Annotated in this window: 14 protein-coding genes; 9 read left to right on the top strand and 5 right to left on the bottom strand. The window is 47.2% G+C overall.

Translation table 11 applies throughout. The annotated features are described in order from the left end of the window. Window positions 1–13: 13 nt before the first annotated feature. Complete coding sequence (ygfZ, locus tag SSED_RS20605) at window positions 14–979, bottom strand: tRNA-modifying protein YgfZ (RefSeq protein ID WP_012144282.1); 966 nt, start codon at window positions 977–979, stop codon at window positions 14–16. Window positions 980–1,123: 144 nt separating this feature from the next. After that, window positions 1,124–2,359, bottom strand: coding sequence for a phosphoglycerate dehydrogenase (serA, locus tag SSED_RS20600; RefSeq protein ID WP_012144281.1), 1,236 nt, complete (start codon window positions 2,357–2,359; stop codon window positions 1,124–1,126). A 216-nt stretch (window positions 2,360–2,575) separates the two neighbouring features. Here serA and SSED_RS20595 point away from each other — a divergent pair, with 216 nt between their 5' ends. From SSED_RS20595 to katB, 7 genes are all read left to right on the top strand, one after another. Then, entirely contained in the window at window positions 2,576–3,187 is a 612-nt protein-coding gene (locus SSED_RS20595) for a DUF2238 domain-containing protein (RefSeq protein ID WP_012144280.1), read from the top strand. Between the two features lie 299 nt (window positions 3,188–3,486). Continuing rightward, window positions 3,487–4,152, top strand: coding sequence for a helix-turn-helix transcriptional regulator (locus SSED_RS20590; protein WP_012144279.1), 666 nt, complete (start codon window positions 3,487–3,489; stop codon window positions 4,150–4,152). Window positions 4,153–4,855: 703 nt separating this feature from the next. Beyond that, the gene (exeM, locus tag SSED_RS20585) at window positions 4,856–7,534 is read left to right on the top strand and encodes an extracellular exonuclease ExeM (RefSeq protein ID WP_012144278.1); all 2,679 of its coding nucleotides are present in this window, start codon (window positions 4,856–4,858) and stop codon (window positions 7,532–7,534) included. 483 nt (window positions 7,535–8,017) lie between these two features. Beyond that, complete coding sequence (gene exeM / locus SSED_RS20580; protein ID WP_012144277.1) at window positions 8,018–10,675, top strand: extracellular exonuclease ExeM; 2,658 nt, start codon at window positions 8,018–8,020, stop codon at window positions 10,673–10,675. 758 nt (window positions 10,676–11,433) lie between these two features. Further along, complete coding sequence (locus SSED_RS20575) at window positions 11,434–11,871, top strand: PaaI family thioesterase (RefSeq protein ID WP_012144276.1); 438 nt, start codon at window positions 11,434–11,436, stop codon at window positions 11,869–11,871. Window positions 11,872–12,002: 131 nt separating this feature from the next. Further along, the gene (locus SSED_RS20570) at window positions 12,003–12,242 is read left to right on the top strand and encodes a YgjV family protein (RefSeq protein WP_012144275.1); all 240 of its coding nucleotides are present in this window, start codon (window positions 12,003–12,005) and stop codon (window positions 12,240–12,242) included. 462 nt (window positions 12,243–12,704) lie between these two features. Continuing rightward, window positions 12,705–14,171 carry a catalase KatB gene (katB, locus tag SSED_RS20565; RefSeq protein WP_086022476.1) on the top strand — a complete coding sequence of 489 codons (1,467 nt, stop codon included), beginning with the start codon at window positions 12,705–12,707 and terminating at the stop codon, window positions 14,169–14,171. A gap of 62 nt (window positions 14,172–14,233) precedes the next feature. On the opposite strand, the gene SSED_RS20560 is transcribed toward katB, so the two are convergent. Further along, on the bottom strand, window positions 14,234–14,800 hold the full coding sequence (locus tag SSED_RS20560; protein WP_041422366.1) for a TMEM165/GDT1 family protein: 567 nt from the start codon (window positions 14,798–14,800) through the stop codon (window positions 14,234–14,236). Between the two features lie 726 nt (window positions 14,801–15,526). Here SSED_RS20560 and SSED_RS20555 point away from each other — a divergent pair. Then, window positions 15,527–16,705: an aromatic amino acid transport family protein gene (locus tag SSED_RS20555; RefSeq protein ID WP_012144272.1), complete on the top strand. Its 1,179-nt coding sequence runs from the start codon at window positions 15,527–15,529 to the stop codon at window positions 16,703–16,705. A 210-nt stretch (window positions 16,706–16,915) separates the two neighbouring features. Then, window positions 16,916–19,072 (top strand): S46 family peptidase, encoded by a 2,157-nt coding sequence (locus SSED_RS20550; RefSeq protein ID WP_012144271.1) that lies wholly within the window; start codon window positions 16,916–16,918, stop codon window positions 19,070–19,072. A 57-nt stretch (window positions 19,073–19,129) separates the two neighbouring features. Here the strand turns inward: SSED_RS20550 and SSED_RS20545 are convergent, their stop codons facing one another. Together SSED_RS20545 and SSED_RS20540 are read right to left on the bottom strand one after the other, a co-directional pair. After that, on the bottom strand, window positions 19,130–19,849 hold the full coding sequence (locus SSED_RS20545; protein ID WP_041422365.1) for a pseudouridine synthase: 720 nt from the start codon (window positions 19,847–19,849) through the stop codon (window positions 19,130–19,132). Window positions 19,850–20,022: 173 nt separating this feature from the next. Further along, window positions 20,023–20,715 (bottom strand): DUF998 domain-containing protein, encoded by a 693-nt coding sequence (locus SSED_RS20540; protein WP_012144269.1) that lies wholly within the window; start codon window positions 20,713–20,715, stop codon window positions 20,023–20,025. Window positions 20,716–20,910: the final 195 nt, after the last annotated feature.

Here is a 20,910-nt window from a genome sequence, read left to right as displayed (position 1 = left end):
CGCAGCCTATAACTTATGCTTCATCTTCCAGAGAATAGGGCAGAGGCTGAATGGTTAGCGAAGAACTCTCATCACCTGTAAGTCTCAGACTCGCCGAGTTTTCGGTATCGTTTGGTAGCACTGCCGTGAGCAGTACCTGCTCGCCCGATTGTACGACTTCGATGATAGTACCGGTTGTCTTGAATCCATCCTCAAGTGCCAGCTCTAACTTACTCTCCAAAGTCACTGCTTCAGAAGCGTTGCCCGATAAGATATAGAGGGCGCGCTTATTGCCGCCACGGTACTTCATTCTGGCTACGGTTTCCTGGCCCATGTAGCAGCCTTTTTCGAAACTGATCCCACCGATGGCCTGCAGATTACACATCTGAGGAACAAAGTGTCCCTGATGGGCGGCGGCAAGGTTAGGATAACCCGACTGGATCTCGAGCGCTTGCCAGACTTTGCACTCATAGATAGGGGCATTGATTGAGGTCAGTAGTGCCTGAGATGGAGTCTTTTCAATGACGATGATGAAACGTGAGCCGTCTTTCAGCAAGGCACCACCGGGGATCTCTGTCACTGCTTTGTCTATATCACCAAAGTAGTTATTTACCCACTCTTGAGCCTGTTCTCCGGCGACACCCAGAATCAACCAGTCACTGCTAACATTCGTTAACTCAGCCTTACTGAATACGGCATATTTAGCCAATTGTGGCAGGTCGACCTCGAGGGTATCCGAGGGCATCATCATGAAGAGCGTATCTTCGATGGCAAATGTTCGGAAGCTGGCCCACATCTTTCCTTTTGGATCGCAGTGAGCGCCCCAACACCATTGATCTTTCTCGAGTGAGCTGATGTCGGTAGTGACTTGCCCGTGAATGAAGCTACGGCCTTGCTCACCGGTAATGCTCATGAGTCCAAGGTGAGTCAGATCTGAAAAAACAAGCGATGGAAGCGGATCATTCAAGTTCCAATCGAGCTGAGAAACTGAAGTCGTCATATCATTTTCCTGGAATGTTAGGCGTTGAGAGAGGGTGATTGTAATACCAATTGAAGATTACTTAAATAAATGGCGCGCACAATTTTGCAATTGAGCGCGCCATATCTGTCCTGTTACAACCAAAGGTCTGCTTTGGGGGAGCCCTTAGTGTGAATGAAGCAAGCGAGTACGGATAGTGCCATCGATTGTCTTCATCTGCTCCAGAGCTTCCTCGGCTTGGTCTGAGTCAACTTCCATCACAACATAACCGATTTCGTTAGTCGTCTGCAGGTACTGGGCCGCGATGTTGATCCCTTTCTCTGCAAAGGCTTGGTTAATCTGAATTAACACACCTGGTTGGTTATGATGAATATGCAGCAGACGAGAGGTATCTTTATGTTGTGCCAGTGATACCTCGGGGAAGTTTACTGCAGTCATGGTCGAGCCATTGTCTGAGTATTTAGCCAGTTTTCCGGCCACTTCGATGCCGATATTTTCCTGAGCTTCCTGCGTACTTCCACCGACGTGCGGCGTCAAGATGACATTATCTAAGCCACGAAGAGGGCTGATAAACTCATCATCGTTGGATTTCGGTTCGACAGGGAACACATCGATTGCCGCACCGGCAATCTTGTCTGCTTCGAGCACAGATGCCAGCGCGTCGATATCGACAACGGTTCCGCGAGAGGCATTGATCAAGATGCTGCCCTTCTTCATGCAGGCAAGTTCGGCTTCGCCGATCATCTCTTTGGTCTGTGGGGTCTCGGGTACATGCAGACTGACCACATCGGCAAGAGTCATCAACTCCTGCATAGAGTGGATCTGTTGGGCGTTACCAAGAGGCAACTTATCTTCGATATCGAAGAAGATCACTCTCATGCCTAAGGTTTCAGCTAAGATACCAAGCTGAGTACCAATATGACCGTAACCGATAACACCTAAGGTTTTTCCACGAGCTTCGAAGCTACCGCTGGCACTCTTTAACCATCCGCCTCTGTGTGCCATAGCATTACGCTGCGGAATGCCACGCAGGAGCATGATAATCTCGCCCAATACTAACTCTGCAACGCTTCGTGTGTTAGAAAACGGTGCATTAAATACAGGTATGCCCAACTTCTCTGCAACCTTAAGGTTTACCTGATTGGTGCCTATACAGAAGCAACCAATACCGACCAATTTGTCAGCCTGACTCAATACCGTTTCCGAAAGCTGAGTACGGGAACGAAGACCGACAAAATGTGCATCCTTAATAGAGGCGATGAGTGCCTCCTCCCCGAGGGATGCTTTGTGGTATTCAATGTTGGTATAGCCCGCACGTTCGAGTACATCTACCGCAGATTGGTGGACGCCTTCCAACAGCAGGATCTTGATCTTATCCTTGTCCAGCGAATGTTTCGCCATGATTTAGGTACCCTCTTCGGTTATTGGTATTATATTATTTGTTTTCACCAAACAACGCTCACTTGCAGAACCCTGCATAATGGTGGAGTTTGGCTATGATCTGTCAATGCTCAACCAAAATAGCACTTTTTTTGTTCACTGTGGAGGGCTAGATGGCTAAAGTCATTATTCTGGTGATAAAACAATATGATTAATTTGTACTAAGAGGTTCCAATTTTGAATAAACGCGTCATCTGGCTAATCGTTTTTTTCTCTGTACTGATCTGGTCGGCTATAGGGCCGAAGGATCAGTTCACCTGGTTTCTTGAGGTCTTGCCGGCATTAATCGCTCTACCTGTGCTATTTTTTAGCCGCAATCGCTTCCCGATGAGCCCTTTGGCTTACCTGCTTATATTGATCCATTGTGTCATCCTGATGGTAGGCGGTCATTATACCTATGCTGAGGTTCCACTTTTTGATTGGATATCACAACTTGTTGATGGAGATAGAAATAATTACGACAAGCTGGGCCATTTAGCTCAAGGTTTTGTCCCTGTTATATTAGCCAGAGAGATATTTATCAGAAGGGAGGTGGTGAAGCCGGGTCACTGGTGCAATTTTTTGGCTGTCTGTTTCGCCCTCGCATTCTCGGCTTTCTATGAACTGATTGAGTGGTGGGTCGCACTGTTAACCGGTGAAGATGCCGAAGCATTTCTCGGCACTCAAGGTTATATCTGGGACACTCAATCTGATATGGGGATGGCGCTGTTGGGTGCGGTTATGAGTGTGCTTCTATTATCACGGCTTCACGATAAACAGATCTGCCAACTTAAACTAGGTACTCCATAGGACCATTGCGAGAGAAGTGGTTATATCTGGAATATTCGAACTTCAGATATGGGGATGGCGCTGTTGGGTGCGGTTATGAGTGTGTTTTTATTGTCACGACTTCATAATCGACAGATCGATAAGCTGATTTAAAGTACTTAATAGGGTTATTTATGGTGGTTTACGTAATTTTAACTTTTATCGCTTTTTTGTTACATGTAAGGCTAGTCAAACTTACTAAAACTGTTCAAAATAGTCATCATTGAGATTGATAGGGAAGCCTTCATTGCATCGAGGTAACTTTTCAGGGAGAGAAGTGAATGAGTAAAATTGACGGGTTAGTGTTTTTGCACCAAGTTGCAGCCCCATGCCATCTGGCCATCTTGGCTGAATCTATCGGATTAAAGACCCGTATCGTAAAGCAGGTGTCTGATTTAGAGCCTGAAAGGGACGGTGATAGTTTCTACCTAATTTCACAAGAAGGTGCAGCACTCGACAGTAAAGGGATCCCTTTACTGGCCTCTCGTCTGGTGCCTCATGTCCCCGTCGCTCTATATCAAGTCGATCGCGATAAGCTGGAGCCTGAAACGGCGCTGTTATTGGGGATCCGTGGGCTCCTCTATGCCGATCAGCGTATGGATCTGCTCTTAACCGGTCTGAGAAAGATGGTCGCCGACGAGTTATGGTATGACAGAACCTTGATCAGCAAGATGTTTCGTCATCTTGTGAAGCGATTAGACAGTGCCAATGATTATTCTCAAGAGACGGTGGCTATGCTGGAGATGCTCACGAAACGGGAGCGTACCATCATTCAATTAGTCTCCAGTGGAGCCAGAAATAAAGAGATCGCCCATAACCTTTGCATCAGTGAGCACACGGTGAAGGCACACATCTCATCTATCTTCAGAAAGACTCAATCACGCAACCGTGTAGAATTACTCCGCTGGGCTCAAACCTACCAGAGTCATTTTGAACTTTGTTCATAGAAACGTGTTCGTAGAAAAGAGGTGGAGCTTTTAGCACGGTGCTTATGGAATCCGTCTCTTGAAAGACTCAATCATCCACATTCGCGTAGAACTACTTCGATGGGCTCAAACCTACCAGAGCCACTTCGAGCTCTGCTCTTAGGTGGAAAGCTCTAGAAAGGTGCTCATGGTATAGCCCCTCTTGAAAGACTCAATCATCAACATTCGCGTCGACTGGATTGAAAAACAGCGATGGGCTCAAACCTACCAGACTCACGGTTATAAGATAGTTCGAGCTGTGTTCTTAGAAAGGTGTCTTAATCTTTCCCGGCTAAGCCAATTGGCGGCCGCTTTTTATCTTTGTAAAAAGCCTTTTTGAAGCTGTTTAAAGAGATTTACAGACTATTTTCAGCCTGTAGTAGCAGATTTATAAATTATTTTTAGCGCTTTATAAAAGCAGTGAGTGTGACAATGCATCATTGTATACAAAAATACTTCCCCCCCTGTTCTTGCTTAAGTGCATGATTTTCACTTTATAAAGCTAATATACTCTCTGCCTGTTCTTATAAGGAGCTAATGCGTGGGTTTTTATTCTTGTTTAACAGATACTTATGCAGTGAAAAGTGTGATTCCCCCTTCTTTTTTTTGTCATAAAACTCTGTAACAATTGCTGCGCACGTTAACAGAAGTTAGCGGTAATATTATAAAAATGGGGTTAAAGAAAATGGATAATGTTAAAAGATTGTCAGTGTTGGCGCTGGCGATGGCTGCGACGATGCCGGCAGTGGCCAATGCCGACATACTGATCAGCGAATACGTTGAGGGTTCAGGCTGGAACAAGGCCGTTGAAATATATAATTCAGGATCGGCGACCGTCGATCTGTCCGGTTACTCACTGGTCTACTACTCAAAGGGCGAGACTACGCCTAAGACCATCATAGCGCTCGACAGCACGCTGGCAGCCAATGCCGTTAAGGTGATCAGTAACAAGGATTCGAGAAATACCATTAGCCTGGATTCGGCCATCGACTCCCGGTTAGCGACCATTTACTTCAATGGTGATGACAAGGTCGGCCTCATCAAAGATGGCACCTTGGTTGATATTCTGGGCGAGGTAGGCACAACGGGTGACTGGGCGAAAGATGTCACGATGGAGCGCAAAGCGGATGTGACTGCGGCCAGTGCCGACTATGTTCAGAGCCAGTGGACGAAAAAAGCTAAGAACACCTTTAGTGGTCTAGGCGCACGCAGTGGTGATTTCGGTGGAGGCAGTACGCCCGTCGAGCCTGCCTTTAGCTGTGTGGGCGAAGCAATCACGCCCATCTATGATGTTCAGGGATCGGAGCGCAAGAGTCCGTTAATCGAAGACGGAAAATACGCGTCGGCAGACGAGGTGACCATCAGTGGTGTGGTTACCGCCCGAGGTGAGAGTCTGTTTAAGGGCTTCTACTTGCAGGAAGTCGTCGGTGATGGTTCACCTGACACCTCTGATGGCGTTTTTGTTTACCTGGGAGAGGCGGCGCCCGAGGCTATTCAGCCCGGAGTGCGGGTCTGCGTGCAAGGCAAGGTCAAAGACTACTATGGCCTGACTCAGGTCGATATTAAGAAAGACAAGAAGATGGACATAGGTGAGATTGGTCAGATGCCATCTCCTGCACCCTTCTATGTTGCCGAAGGTGAGAGCTTAACCCAGGCTATGAATCGTTATGAGGGCATGCAAATTATGCTCGATGCCGGCAGCGATATGAAGGTCACTCGTAGCTTCGGTTATGACTATGATAGCCGTCGTAACAATATGGTGTTGTCTCATAAATCACCTCTGATGAAGCCGACTCAAGTTTTTGCGCCGCTATCCATAGAGGCGATTGAGCTGCAAAGCGCTAACCGTAGCAATGAGCTCTATGTCGAGTCAGACTACAAGGCTAAAAATGGCGAAGTGCCATATTTCCCGACTTTTAATGCCGAGACCGGTTATATTCGCATTGGCGATCGAGTCAACAATATGACCGGGATGGTGAGCTACAGCTATGGCGAGCCACGTCTGGTGGTTACCAATGAGATAGTGGCCGGTGATCTTGTGCGGGTCAATGAGCGTAGCGATGCACCAGAAGTTGCCTATGTGGGGGATATCCGGGTCGCCAGCTTCAATGTATTGAACCTGTTCACCAGTGACAGCGACATCGGCGGTTCACTAAACCCTATGTGTAAAGATCAGGCCGATGCCAATGCCAGTAAGGGCTGTGGCCGGGGCGCACACTCGCTGGAAGATTATCAACTGCAGCGCACTAAGATAGTCAATGCCATCACAGCCATGAATGCCGATGTGATTGGACTGATGGAGATCGAAAACAATGGTTTTGGTGAGCATAGCTCGATCCAATACCTGCTAAATTCGCTCAATGCCGAACTGCCGCAGGAGGATGCTTACGCCTTTATCGAGCCAGCACCTGCTGACAAGTATCAGGGTGAATTTATCGGCACCGATGCTATCACTGTGGGGATCTTGTATCGTCCGGCTAAGGTGCAGCCTGCAGTCGATGCCTTGGTTATCGCGACACCTGAGCAGCACGCCGAAGCTGGTGTTGCGACTCGTGGCGAAGGAGCCAAAGTCGAGACCAGCCCAAGTTATGATAAGTATCAGCGTCATAGTCTGGCCCAGACCTTTATGATCCATGGCGAGCCACTCACGGTAGTGGTTAACCACCTTAAGTCTAAAGGTTCTGGCTGTCTGGAGGACTGGATGGAGTTCTCTGAGAATAAGGATCCGGCCGATCTTCAGGGCAAGTGTAACGAGTTCCGTGTATCGGCTGCCAAGGTGCTGGGTGAATCCCTTGAAGATGTTGAAGGTGGCCTGTTAGTGATTGGTGATATGAATGCCTATGGGCAGGAAGATCCTATTGCCGTGCTGACTGACTATGATGCATCGACGTCGAATCGTGATCTGGTTACTGCGTCCTGGACTAGCCTGAATGGTGAGGTCTACGAGCAAACAGGCAGTGTGATAGACAAGGGTTATGGTCTGATTAACCTCAGTACCCTCTCCCATGGTACTGCGACCTTCGGTTACAGCTACAGTGGCGAGTTGGGTAACCTGGATCATGCCTTAGCCAATGAGGTCGTGGCCGATAAGCTGGTGGCCATCGAAGACTGGAATATCAACTCACTAGAGTCGAATCTGTTCGAGTATTCGAGTAAGTATACCGGTGATTTGGCCAAGTCTGAAAATGTCTTTAGCTCTTCGGATCACGACCCTGTGATCATAGCCCTGACATACCCAAGGTGTCACAAGCCAGGAAAAGGCAAAGGAAAAGGAATTGGCAAAGGAAAAGGAAGAAATCCATGGCTCGGAGAGACGTGTGCTAGCTGGTGTGAGATTAAGCCATCACACCCCTTCTGCCGATAGGTCAGCGCTAAGTTGAATAAACTCCATGGCTGAGAAACCATAGGTTAGTTAATTCATCTTGACCGATCCGATACGGAAATAAAATCCCCATTCGAAGGTTTTGATTGGGGATTTTTTATCTCTGTAAAATAGCATTTTTCAAGCTGTTTAACGTGATTTACTGACTATTTTCAGTCTGTAGTAGCAGATTCATAAATTATATTTAGTGCTTTATAAAAAAATACTAACTTTGACTGCATCATTATATACAAAAAGTTCGTATCTCTGTTCTTGCTTAAGTATATGATTTTTACACCCTAAAGCCATCATGTTCACACCCTGTTCTCTCAGGTGGTTAGTTTGCATCGATTTTTCCTTGTTTAACAAGTGCTTATGCTTGATAAATGTGATTAACCCTTCTTTTTTTTGTCATAAAACTCTGCAACAATCCCTACGCACGTTAATAGAAATTAGCGGCGATATTATAAAAATGGGGTTGAAAAAATGGATAATGTTAAAAAATTGTCAGTGCTGGCACTGTCAATCGCTGCGGCTCTGCCTATGATGGCGAGCGCAGATGTCATGATTAGTGAATATGTAGAAGGCAGCAGCAATAATAAAGCTATCGAGCTGTATAACACGGGTGATGCATCCGTCGATCTGGCCGGTTATAAGCTGGTACGCTTCAAAGATGGTGCGGAAACATCATTAGATCTGGTTGCCTTAGATGGTCAGGCGATCGCTTCCAAATCTGTCAAAGTCATCACTCATCCAAGCGCCACTATCACTCTGGGCGCAGGTGTCGACTCGATGACTGGCAACTTATACTTCAATGGTGGTGACGCGGTTGCCCTCTTGAAAGACGGTGTTATCGTCGATGTTATCGGTACCATTCCTACGCCGGATGGCTGGGGATACGATAAGACATTTCAACGTAACGACGATGTGACTGCGGCTAAAACCGTGTTTGATGCGGCGCAGTGGACTGAGCTTGCAAAGGATACCTTCAGTGGTTTAGGTGTTCGCTCTGGTGAGTTTGTTGGCGGTGAAGTTGAACCCGTTGAGCCTTATGCCTGTATCGGCGATGTCACCGCGATCTATGATATTCAGGGTGATGGTCAGTACAGTCCTCTGACATCGTCTTCATATCCCTATGAATCTGCCGATGCGGTTATTGTTAAAGGTGTGGTGACCGCTCGTCTGGATAAGAAGAAAGGCTTCTTTATTCAAGAGGTAGTCGGTGATGGTTCGGCTGCAACTTCCGATGGTATCTTTGTGTCACTGGGGGCTGTAGCACCGGCAGAAATCGTACCGGGTAAGCTAGTCTGTTTAGAAGGTAAAGTTAAAGAGAACTATAAGCAGACTGAAATCGTAGGTAACCCTGATAATCTGGCTATTACCGGAGATGCAGAGCTTCCTGCTGTGGTAGCGCTTGTTATCAATGACGGTGAGACCTTAGCCGATGCGTTAGAGCGCCACGAAGGGATGAAGATTAAACTCGACTCCGGCAGTGAAATGAAGGTCACCAGCCCATATGGGTATGATGGATATGGCAATACCATGTCACTCTCTCATAAGGCTCCTCTGTTTAAGGCGACTCAGGTTCACGCTGCAGGTACTGAAGAGGCTGCGGCAATAGCGTCGGCGAACGCTAAGAATAAGCTGGTGATTGAAACGGGTCTATCTGCACCTAATGGTCACATTGCTTATTTCCCTACTTTCAATGCCGAAACCGGATATATGCGTATCGGCGATCAGCTGAACAATATAGAAGGCATGGTTAACTACAGCTATAACGCCTATCGTCTATATGCGACCAATGAGATCGTTGCCGGTGACTTCATCCGCGAAAATGATCGAGCAGGCGCGCCTGAAATAGCGACTAAAGGTGATATTCGTGTCGCCAGCTTTAACGTGTTGAACTTGTTCACCAGTGATAGCGATATCGGTGGGCCGTTAAATGCGACCTGTGAAGATCAGGCCGACGCTGATGCGAGTAGAGGTTGTGGTCGTGGTGCACACTCTTTGGATGAATATCTGCTTCAGCGTACTAAGATTGTTAATGCACTCAAAGAGATGGATGCTGACATCGTAGGCTTGATGGAAATTGAAAATAATGGCTTTAGCGAGTCAAGCTCAATTCAGTATCTGCTGAATTCGATTAATGCCGAGCTGCCAGCCATCGATGCCTATAAGTTTATCGAAATCGCCGATGCCGATAAGTACCAGGGTGAGTTCGTCGGTAGTGACGCGATCATGGTCGGTATCCTTTACCGTCCTAATAAGGTGAAGCCAGCCGGTGACGCATTCGTTATCGCTACCCCCGAGCAGCATGCGGCGGAAGGTGTTGCGACTCGCGGAGAGGGTGATGATGTTGAAACCAGCCCAAGCTATAACAAGTATCAACGTCATAGCCTGGCTCAGACGTTCCAGATCCATGATGAGAAGTTAACTATTGTCGTTAACCATCTAAAGTCTAAAGGCTCTGGTTGTCTGGAAGATTGGTTGGAGTTCTCTGAGAGCAAAGACCCAGCCGATCTGCAAGGCAAGTGTAATGAGTTCCGTGTGTCGGCCGCTAAGGCTATCGGTGATTCACTAAAGGATGTCGAGGGTGATCTGTTGGTTATCGGTGATTTGAATGCCTACGGCATGGAAGATCCTGTTCGCGTACTAACCGATTATGATGCGGCGACGTCGACACGCGACGTAGTAACTGCATCTTGGACAACGCTCAATGGTGAAACCTATGAGCAAGAGGGAAGTGTGATTGAGAAAGGTTATGGCCTAATCAACCTAAACACTCAGGCTCATGGAGCGGAAACCTATAGTTATAGTTACGGCGGTGAGTTAGGTAACCTGGATCACGCACTCGGCAATGCGAGCGCCGCTGCAAGACTGGTCGATATTCAGGATTGGCATATCAACTCAGTTGAATCTGGCTTGTTTGAATATTCGGGCAAGTACACGGGCGACTTGGTTAAGTCTGAGAATGTCTATAGCTCTTCGGATCACGACCCTGTGATTGTTGCTCTGAATTATCCTGCACCAGTAGACCCTGTTGAACCGGTTGAACCTGAAAAAGAAGATGATGATGGTGGTTCTTTAGGTTTCTTAGGTCTGGCTATGCTTTCACTATTTGGTTTGCGTCGTCGCATTCGCTAAATCTGAATAATTAGTCTTTATAAACCGCCCTCAGTCTCTACTGAAGGCGGTTTTTTTATGCCCAAGGTTTATCCCCAAGTTCCCTGTGTCGTCAACTCATACCGTTCCATTGCTAGCCTTAGCACAGCCTTGTTTCAAAAAGTTGCATTAATAATGGGTGCTCCTATAAATCAGGATGAATTGAGGATTTTTGTACGTTATTTAATTACAGTATTGTCTCTTTTAGATCTGTTTTTGGGTCTTGCCCTATGAAACCAGGTAAATACTGAAAGACTTATATAAGTAAATGTGGTTTGTGCATCTTTTTGTTTTTGTTGTCTATGTGTATTTTTGTAAATGGTTTTGTTTTCTTATTTCTATGCTTGATAACCTCTTTTGAACACTTGAGTTGAAAAAATGCCTCTTCCCCTTAAAAAAGTTATTTATCTCTGACAAAGTGATGCAGATCCCTTGCTCATGATGTGAGCCTGTATACACTGCCTCCATCTTAAAGTTTCAACGGTGAAAAATGTATGGAAGTTTTCATCAGTTTGTTTGTGATGCTGCCAGATCGGTTGGCTGTACTCATTTCGGACAAGAGCTCCCTAATATAAAAAGTTGCCCTACGGCTCTCGAATATTCACCTAATGTCGGTCGTCTCGAACGAATCGGCACAAAAAATAAGAGTATTCGAGAGCCATCCCATTCCGAACACCTGTTTAAATTTTGCTTATGACACAGTAGACTGTGGAATACTATTAAAAAGGGATGGATGTAAAATGTCGATTTGGTTCAGAGCGGTAACCTTGGAAGATTGCGCCAAGATGGATGAGGGAATGCATGGTAAAGGCACCTTGATGAAGACCTTGGGCATTCAGATTTCAGAGATTGGTGATGATTATATGAAGGCGACTATGCCAGCGTCTCCCGACGTTCATAATCCTCTGGGTATCGTTCATGGTGGAGCCAATGTGGTACTAGCCGAGACTGTTGCCAGCTATGCGGCGAATTTTGTGGTCGACTATGAGCAGTTCTACTGCGTTGGCCAGGAGATTAATGCCAACCACCTTAAAGCCTCCCGTAATGGTATCTTAACGGCGACGGCCAAACCGGTCCACCTGGGTAAGAGAAGCTCCGTTTGGGAGGTGTTAATTCATAATGGAGCGGGTCAGTTATGTTGCATCTCGAGGATGACGGCCGCAGTAGTGGCGCGCTAGTCATAATTTCTGGACAGTTTAGTCAATTATTCTCCTCTTTATCTCAGATTTTTATTTAAATAAACTGTCGGAATTGCAGGCTTTTGTTCATAATAGATACAGTAGTATTTGAATAAAACACTGGAGAGCGTATGGATAACGCAGCAATTTGGGAATGGGTGGGTTATCTGGCTTCGGTCGTGGTCGCCATTTCACTCATGATGTCGAATATTAAGAAATTGCGTTGGTGGAATCTTGTCGGTGCGGCGCTGTTTGTGGCCTATGGTATGGCGATCAGTGCAATTCCCGTAGCCCTGGTCAACTTCTTTATTGTACTTATCGATATTTACTATTTAGTAAGACTGTACAAATACGAGCACAAACCTGACTAGCTTACTTTTAATAACAGTCAAGGCCGAGCGGGCCTTGACGGTTATCTTCACTTTCATCTTTAACTTCTCACCATCCTCACCATCACCTAGCGGTATTTGCTATTGCTCGTTGATAGTATATCCGTTGTTTCCCCTCGTGCGCTTCGAGCTTCACACTCACTCACACATTCGAGCGATCACACAGCGCGGTTATCTTTAATCTTTATCTTATCCGTTAAAACCGATTAAGGTTATCTTGTTTAATCGCTTTATCATTTTTATTGCTTTGACTATCATTACTCCATCGACATAGGTACGACTTAAGAGGCTAACTTTACAATGACTCTTAAGCTTATGGCCCTAATGATTAATTTATGGAGCTATATCTATGCCTACCATCTACGATGTGATTGAAAATTGGTTAATTGAAACGAGCCACAACGAGCAGATTTGATTTTGGAGAAGAGCATGAATAAGCAAAATATGACAGAGCAAACCAACTACCTGACCAGCCAAAATGGCGCGCCGGTTGCTGATGATCAAAACTCATTGACGGCGGGAGAGCGTGGACCTGTACTGCTGCAAGATTTTCATCTGTTAGAAAAACTCGCTCACTTCAATCGCGAACGAATTCCGGAGCGAGTGGTCCATGCGAAAGGTACAGGGGTATATGGCACTTTTACCGTGACAAAAGATTTGAGTGCGTACACGATTGCGGATCACTTTAATGAAGTGGGCAAACAGACTGAGACCTTCGTGCGTTTCTCTACCGTAGGCGGTGAGATGGGATCGGCCGATGCCGAGCGAGATCCCCGGGGCTTCGGTCTGCGTTTTTACACCGCTCGTGGTAATCACGACATAGTCGGAAATAACACGCCAACCTTTTTCCTGCGTGACGGGATTAAGTTTCCGGACTTTATCCATACCCAAAAGCGTAACCCTCAGACAAACCTGAAAGATCCGCAAGCAATGTGGGACTTCTGGGCATTGAACCCCGAGGCTTTACATCAGGTCACTGTGCTGATGTCTGATCGCGGGATCCCGGCTAACTATCGTCAGATGAATGGCTATGGTTCGCACACCTACTCGCTCTGGAATGCGAAGGGTGAACGCTTCTGGGTTAAATTCCACTTTAAGACCAAGCAGGGAATCGCTAACTTGACCCCTGAGCAGGCCGATATTTTAAAGGGTATCGATCCCGACTCATCACAGCGAGACATGGTCGCGGCGATAAACGATGGCAACTTCCCACGTTGGTCGGTGAAAGTACAGATCATGCCTGAGGCTGATGCGAATACCTATTCTATTAACCCATTCGACTTGACCAAGGTATGGCCACATGGGGATTACCCGCTGATCGAAATTGGAGAGCTGGAACTCAACCGTATGCCGGAAAATTACTTTGCCGAAGTCGAGCAGGTAGCATTAGCACCAAGCAATCTGGTTCCGGGGGTTGGCGCCTCACCGGATAAGATGTTGCAAGCCCGATTATTCGCATATGCCGATGCTCAGCGCTACCGTATCGGGGCTAACTATAACCAGCTACCGGTAAATTGCCCTCATGGGACTAAGGCAAACCATCATCAAAGAGCCGGAGCGATGGCTGGCACTCAGTGTCCTTATCATGGCAGTCAGACCGGCGGTGATGCTTCTGCAAACTATGGTCCGAACAGCCGCATTGAAGGCTTGAGCGACACCTCTCAGTTTATCGAGCCACCTTTGCGTCTCGATGGCGAGGCCGACAGATACAGTCGTTATAACCAAGATGATTTTACTCAGGCGGGTAACCTGTATCGCATTCTTTCCGAAGAGGAAAAAGCGCGCTTGATCAACAATATCTGCGGAACCCTGAGTCAGACCACACTCGATGTGCAGCAGACCATGGTCGAACACTTCACTAAAGCCGATGCCGACTACGGTCAGCGCATCAAACAGGCTTTAGGTTTGTAACAGGTAAGGTGTCGAGGCCCTAGAACCCAGGAACTAGGGCCTCGTTTTTTACCTTCTGAATTCTAGAATATCAGTGTCAATACACCCAGCAGTGCAAATAGCACCGCACAACCTCTGTGTATCAGGGTCATAGGCAGCTTTTCCGCACTGAAGTGACCGGCAATGACCACGGGAACATTGGCGATCAACATGCCTAATGTCGTCCCCATAACCACCATAGCCAGAGCATCATATTTTGCCGCTAGCACCACGGTGGCAATTTGAGTCTTGTCTCCCATCTCTGCGATAAAAAACAGAATAAAGGTCGCGACAAAGGGGCCCATCTTATAGAAACGGCTCTGCTCTTCATCCATCTTATCGGGAACGAGAACCCAGAGTGCGATTGCAAAAAATGAACCCGCAATCAGGTATCTGGCTAATTCTGGAGTGATCAAACCTATGGCCCATTGGCCAAACCAGGCAGAGGCAAAATGATTCACTAACGTAGAAAGAAATATGCCAAGAATGATGGCCGTTTTCCCTCCGCTGAGGTGACTGAATCTGGCAGCAAGAATGAGGGCGAGCAGTTGAGTTTTATCACCGATTTCGGCAATGGCAACGGTAAGAGTTGAGGCGAGTAGAGCTTCCACTTGATGTTTTTCCTTTAGGGGGGCAAAAAATTCCGAGCACAGTTCCACCGCCCCCCAATTCATTATAAATAATAAGCGGTAACTGCACTCAGGTCTTGCCTGGCAATATGACTCATCGAGTCCTGTTGCCGTGAACACCATGGCGATCTGGCCAAGTATGTTGATGTTCACTCTGTTTAACCTGCTATTGAATCAGGTTAAATAGTTAGCTACTCCCCTGAAGTAGTGACGGCATTATACTGAAGCTTAGATTGAGCGCAACTCGTTGGAACTGCTTTGGGTTATCTATGAGGAATCTAACAATTTTTACAAAGGTCAGTTGATCTGGGCGGTTTGCCAATAAGCTTTAATGACTCGATATAAAGATGTTACAACTTTAGTTGTCGTCTTAGTTTGTGTACAAGTGGCTTGCCCAGCGGGGGCTGAGCTGTTAATGTCCGCTTACAATCATTTTTTAGAGTATAGAGTCGTAATGCAGCAGTTCTATCAATTTTCTTCTCGATTTATGCAGCCTCAGTGGCTGAGTTAATTGGGTGAATTCACTTATTGATTAACTAAGCCATTGAGGCCAATTGAAATCATGGTGGTCGATAGACCCGATTCGATTGGAGGCTGTTAATCTTGATTTGATATCTTGCTAAATCTCTCCTTCAAAGTCGTTCTAAATTTGACCCACCAAAATAAAATAAGATACAAATCTAACAGGACAATTTTGTGAATTTAAAAATGCTCGGCTCTATCGCTATCGTTGCTGGTACCGCCATCGGTGCCGGAATGTTAGCGCTGCCTCTGGCCACCGCTGCTCTTGGGATCATTCCTGCCATACTCTTACTCGTTCTCATTTGGGGCGTCTCTGCCTACACCTCACTACTGATGCTGGAGATTAATCTTCGTACCGGCGTGGGTGATAATGTTCATGCCATTACCGGTAAAGTTTTGGGTAAGAGAGGTCAGCTTGTTCAGGGGGCTTCCTTCTTAAGCCTACTGTTTGCCCTGACTGCGGCATATCTAACCGGTGGTTCATCTCTATTGGTTCTGAAAGCCGAAACCATGTTCGATGTCGCGTTAGATAACCAAGCGGCAGTGATCTTATTCACTCTGACGCTTGGACTGTTTGCCGCCTTCGGTGTGGCCTGGGTCGATAAGGTTTCCCGTATCCTCTTCTCTTTGATGATTGCGCTTTTGGTCGTCACCGTTGGATTCTTAATGCCTGAAGTTAGCCCATCTAAGATGGCGGTTGCCGCGATGGAAAGGGGTAACTTCGATGTCTGGATGGCAGCTATCCCTGTGGTATTTACCTCATTTGGTTTTCATGTCTGTATCGCAACCTTAGTGCGCTATCTTGACGGCGATACTATGACACTGCGTAAGGTGCTCTTGATTGGCTCGACGCTGCCTCTGCTATGTTATGTCTTATGGTTATTGGTAACACTGGGTACCGTTGGCGGTGAAGCCATTCATGGGTTTGGTGGTTCATTGCCGGCACTGGTGAGTTCTCTGCAGGATATTGCGGCTCAGCCATGGGTGAGCAGGTGTATCTCGCTATTTGCAGACTTTGCCTTAGTGACCTCTTTCCTCGGTGTGACCCTAAGCCTATATGACTTCATCGGAGAGTTAACCCGCGCCAGACCTACCATTGCGGGTCGTATTCAAACCTGGTTGATCACCTTCATCCCTCCGGTCTTGTGTGCACTCTATATTCCGGAAGGATTCGTTGCGGTATTGGGTTTCGCGGCAATTCCTTTGGTCGTGATGATCATCTTCCTGCCAATAGTGATGGCGTTAAAGCAACGCCCACAGGCAACAGAGAATGGGTATCAGGTAGCGGGTGGAACTCCTGCGCTAGCCATAGCCGGCGTGTTAGGCACAGTGATTATTGCCTCACAACTTTGGGTCGCTCTATAGGGGACGCCATACCAGCTTATAGCTTTGTAAGGGAATAATTCAGGGGCTGTCGTAACGATGGCCGCTTATGATAAAGTCGAGTTCGAATATGAAAATATCGGACTCGGCTTTTTTTTGCCCGGTTTTTAGCAAAGCAATAATTCGCAACGTAATCAACAAAAGCAACACAAGCAAATTGATCGAATAATAATTCAAAACGGACTTAATATAATGAAAAAATGGCTTCTTACTGTCGCTGTCGCCGCCTCTTTCGGCGCTCAAGCCGACGAAGGTATGTGGCAACCATACCAACTGCCTGCCTTGGCCGATGAGCTAAAGGCTAAAGGGCTGGAGATAGATGCAAAATCGATCTCGAAATTAACCGAATTCCCCATGAATGCCGTGATCAGCCTGGGTGGCTGCACCGCTTCATTTGTCTCGCCTAAAGGTCTTGCCGTGACTAACCATCACTGTGCCTATGGCTCGATTCAGTACAACTCGACTCCCGAGAAAAACCTGCTTAAAGATGGTTTCCTGGCTAAGTCTTATGGCGAAGAGCTGCAAGCGACTCCGGGTTCTCGTATCTACGTCACCGAAGCCGTCATCAATGTGACTGACAAGGTTAAGAAAGGGTTAGAGAGCAAGGTTGGTAATGATTTTTATCAGGGCATAGAGCATAAGGAAAAGTCCTTAGTTGCCGAGTGTGAAGCCGAAGATGGTTATCGTTGTCAGGTCTATAGCTTCCATGGTGGTCTCGAGTATTACCTGGTTAAGCAGCTTGAGATCCGAGATGTGCGTCTGGTGTATAACCCGGCTGCAAGCGTGGGTAAATACGGCGGAGATATCGATAACTGGATGTGGCCTCGTCACACCGGTGATTTCTCTTTCTACCGTGGTTACGTATCTAAACAGGGTAAGCCTGCCGATTTCAGCAAAGACAACGTACCCTACGAGCCAAAGAGCTTCCTGAAGGTGTCGGCTAAGGGCGTGAGCGATGGCGATTTTGTCATGGTTGCCGGTTATCCAGGCCGTACTAACCGCTACCGCACCGCCAATGAAGTCGAGAATCAGTTTGAGTGGGCATATCCTGAAGGTAAGATGCTGCGTGAACGCTTCATCGAGATCATCAAAGAGACGGCGCCTGAAGGCAGCGACGAGCGCATCAAGTATGAGAGCCTGATAGCGGGTCTGGCTAACTATGCCAAGAACTTCACCTCTATGATCGAGTTTTATGGTAAGTCGACGATGCTCGACGACCGTAAGGGTCGTGAGTCTGAGCTGGCTAACTGGATCAGCAAAGACAGTAAGCGTCAGCAGCAATATGGTAAGACGTTGGCAGAGCTGGATAAGTTGATTGCCGAGGGGCAAGAGCATCAGGCACGCGATATCATATTAGGTTATATCCGTTACACCACTATGGTGCCTACGGCACGTAAGCTATATCGCCTTGCCAATGAGAAGCAGCTCGATGATATGGCGCGTGAACCGGGTTACCAGGAGCGTGATATGATCCGCTTCAAGTCTTCGATGGAGCGCATCGATCGTCGTTACGCAGCCAGCGTCGATAAGGCGGTATTGTTCGATCTGTTGAAGCGTTATGCCGTATTGCCAGGTAGCGAGCGCATCAGTGCCTTAGATAAAGTGTTCGGTATCGGTAAGAATCTGGACGAAAAGAAGCTGTCTAAGACCTTAGATAAGATGTATGCCAAGACAACGCTTGGTGATATGGATACCCGTCTGGCTTGGCTGGATAAGTCGGTTGCCGATTTTAAAGCGTCTAATGATCCTTTCATCAAGTTTGCCGTTGCCATGTATGACACGGACATGAAAGAGGAGAAGAAAGATAAGGAGCTTGCGGGTAAGCTGATGAAGGTGCGTCCTCAGTATATGGATGCCATCATCGCCTATAACACAGAGCTGGGTAAGCCTGTGTACGCCGATGCTAACTCAAGCCTGCGTGTGTCTGTCGGTCATGTGAAAGGTTACTCGCCTCAAGACGGTCTTCAGGCTGTGCCATTCACGCGTTTAGAGGGGATCCTGGCTAAAGACACGGGAGCGAATCCTTTCGATGCGCCATCTAAGCAACTCGAGCTTATCAAGCAGAAGCAGTATGGCGATTTCTACGTGAAGTCTCTGGACTCTGTACCGGTTAACTTCCTCTCGACCTTAGATACCACAGGTGGTAACTCAGGTTCTCCGACACTGAACGGCCGCGCCGAATTAGTAGGTCTGCTGTTCGATGGTGTATATGAGAGCATCATCGGTGATTGGGGCTACGATCCTGAGACTAACCGCTCTATTCAGATCGATAGCCGCTACATGCTGTGGGTAATGAAGTATCTGGACAATGCAGATAACTTGTTAGCCGAGATGGAGATCGTTCACTAGCATTTAGCGACGAATTTCGAGTTGTGAGATTGATTTCGCAGCTCGAGATTCGAGTTCCTAGATCCTTGTTTCCTGCTTTAATTTATCAATCTCTTCAACCGTTAACTCTCTCATCTCACCCTCGTTAAGATCCTCAAGCATCAGAGTCTGGATTTTCACCCGTTTGAGGTCGATGACCTTGAAACCCAGCGCCTGACTCATGCGGCGGATCTGTCGGTTTAGCCCTTGTGTCAGCACTATCTCAAATTGGTCTTCACTTAAACGTGTCATAGTGCACGGGAGTGTGGTGACATCTCGGTAGCTGACCCCCTGAGCCATCTTTTGCAAAAACTCATCTCCATAGGGGCGGTCGACGCGCACCCGATAGGTTTTAGTATGGCCAAAATCGGGGTGCATCAAGTGCTGGGTGAGTTCTCCGTCATTGGTGAGTAACAAGAGACCACGGGAGTCTTTGTCTAAACGCCCAACGGGGTAGAGTCTGGGGCTTGCAGGTAGCAGGTGCAGCAGGGAATCGGAGTCATCGGGCAGCAGACGGCAATCGGTGCCGACGCATTTGTTGAGCATCCGGTATTGTTTCGGCTCTATGCCCTCGACCGCCATGCCATCGAACAGGAGTAACTCTTTGCAGATCAAACCATCGGGGGACTCAATGAGCGTGACGGTATCGATATGATTCGCCTGGCGCCCTTCAATCATGATCAGGCCATCACGAATATAACGAGTTGCGGCCCTGCGTGAGCACAGACCTGTCAGGGCGAGATATTTAGCGAGTCTGATTTTTTTTGCCACCGAAGTTTTTGCCGGTGAAATCGCTGTCGGTGAAATGATAGGAGAGGGAGTCATAGAGCCTATTGAAGGAGGAGCGGTAATTGTCAGTGGATGATTTTAGCATTTAAATGGTTCGCTGACCGATAGAAACCGAAAGATGCCCTCGTGCTTCTGAGTCTGACCTATTTTGACGGCCGTACCTGTGTATTATTGATGGCGAGTTTTCTTACATTTAATGCCAGCAAGATACACCAAAGCATAGTGACATTGGTCTGAAACCACATATTGAGTGCGACCCAGCATATCTCGAGTTTGTCGTGGGGGCAGGGCTTAAAATCTAACTGGCTCCAGTCGAGTTGATAAATAAGGCCTGAGGCACTGATAAAACCTAAAATAGCCAAGACAAACAGTGAATTTGAACAGATCTCTTTATGGTTAATTCGTGTGGTGATGGTTAGCAGGTGAAGGACAAAGGTGCCGATTAAGAAGCTGGTGGATACCAGCCTGTGTTCATCGAGGTAGTTAATCGGGAATACCCCAATCAGAATAATTGAGAGTCCCACCCAGAAACCAGAAAGAGAGAGATAGTGGCTAAAGTCGCCGAGTTTGAGCTGATACAGACCATACATGGCCAATAAGATGCACGATCCGGCGCTTATCAGGGACATGTTATAGACGTAGGCCAGTGGAGAGTGAATATAGTCCCCCAGCAAATCGGCACGCCTGAAAAATACTTCGACACCAATTCTTTGATATTCGGCCCAGACAGAGATAGAGATGCCGGCGGAGGTCACCAGAGCGCCGGCCAGAATCATCCAGATCACCAAACGATGTAGATCGTAATCGGTAGAGTGGACATTGAGTTCTGTCTGCATCGTCAGCACTCGCTTTCTATCGGTGAATAACAAAAAGGAGCGCAGCGATCTGCACTCCTTTACCGGGTCTCATATTTGAGATTAGATATCCTTATCTGTTTCAGCTTAGAGGTATCGGGTAGGGCGAGGTGGCTCGCTATTGACCCGGTATCGACTCTAATTAGACCTGACTCCGGTACAACAAAGAGTCTAGCT

Origin of the sequence: Shewanella sediminis HAW-EB3 (assembly GCF_000018025.1) — a bacterium.
GTDB lineage: Bacteria > Pseudomonadota > Gammaproteobacteria > Enterobacterales > Shewanellaceae > Shewanella > Shewanella sediminis.
The sequence above is the reverse complement of the archived record's forward strand: the minus strand, read 5'-3'. Positions and strand labels throughout refer to the sequence as shown.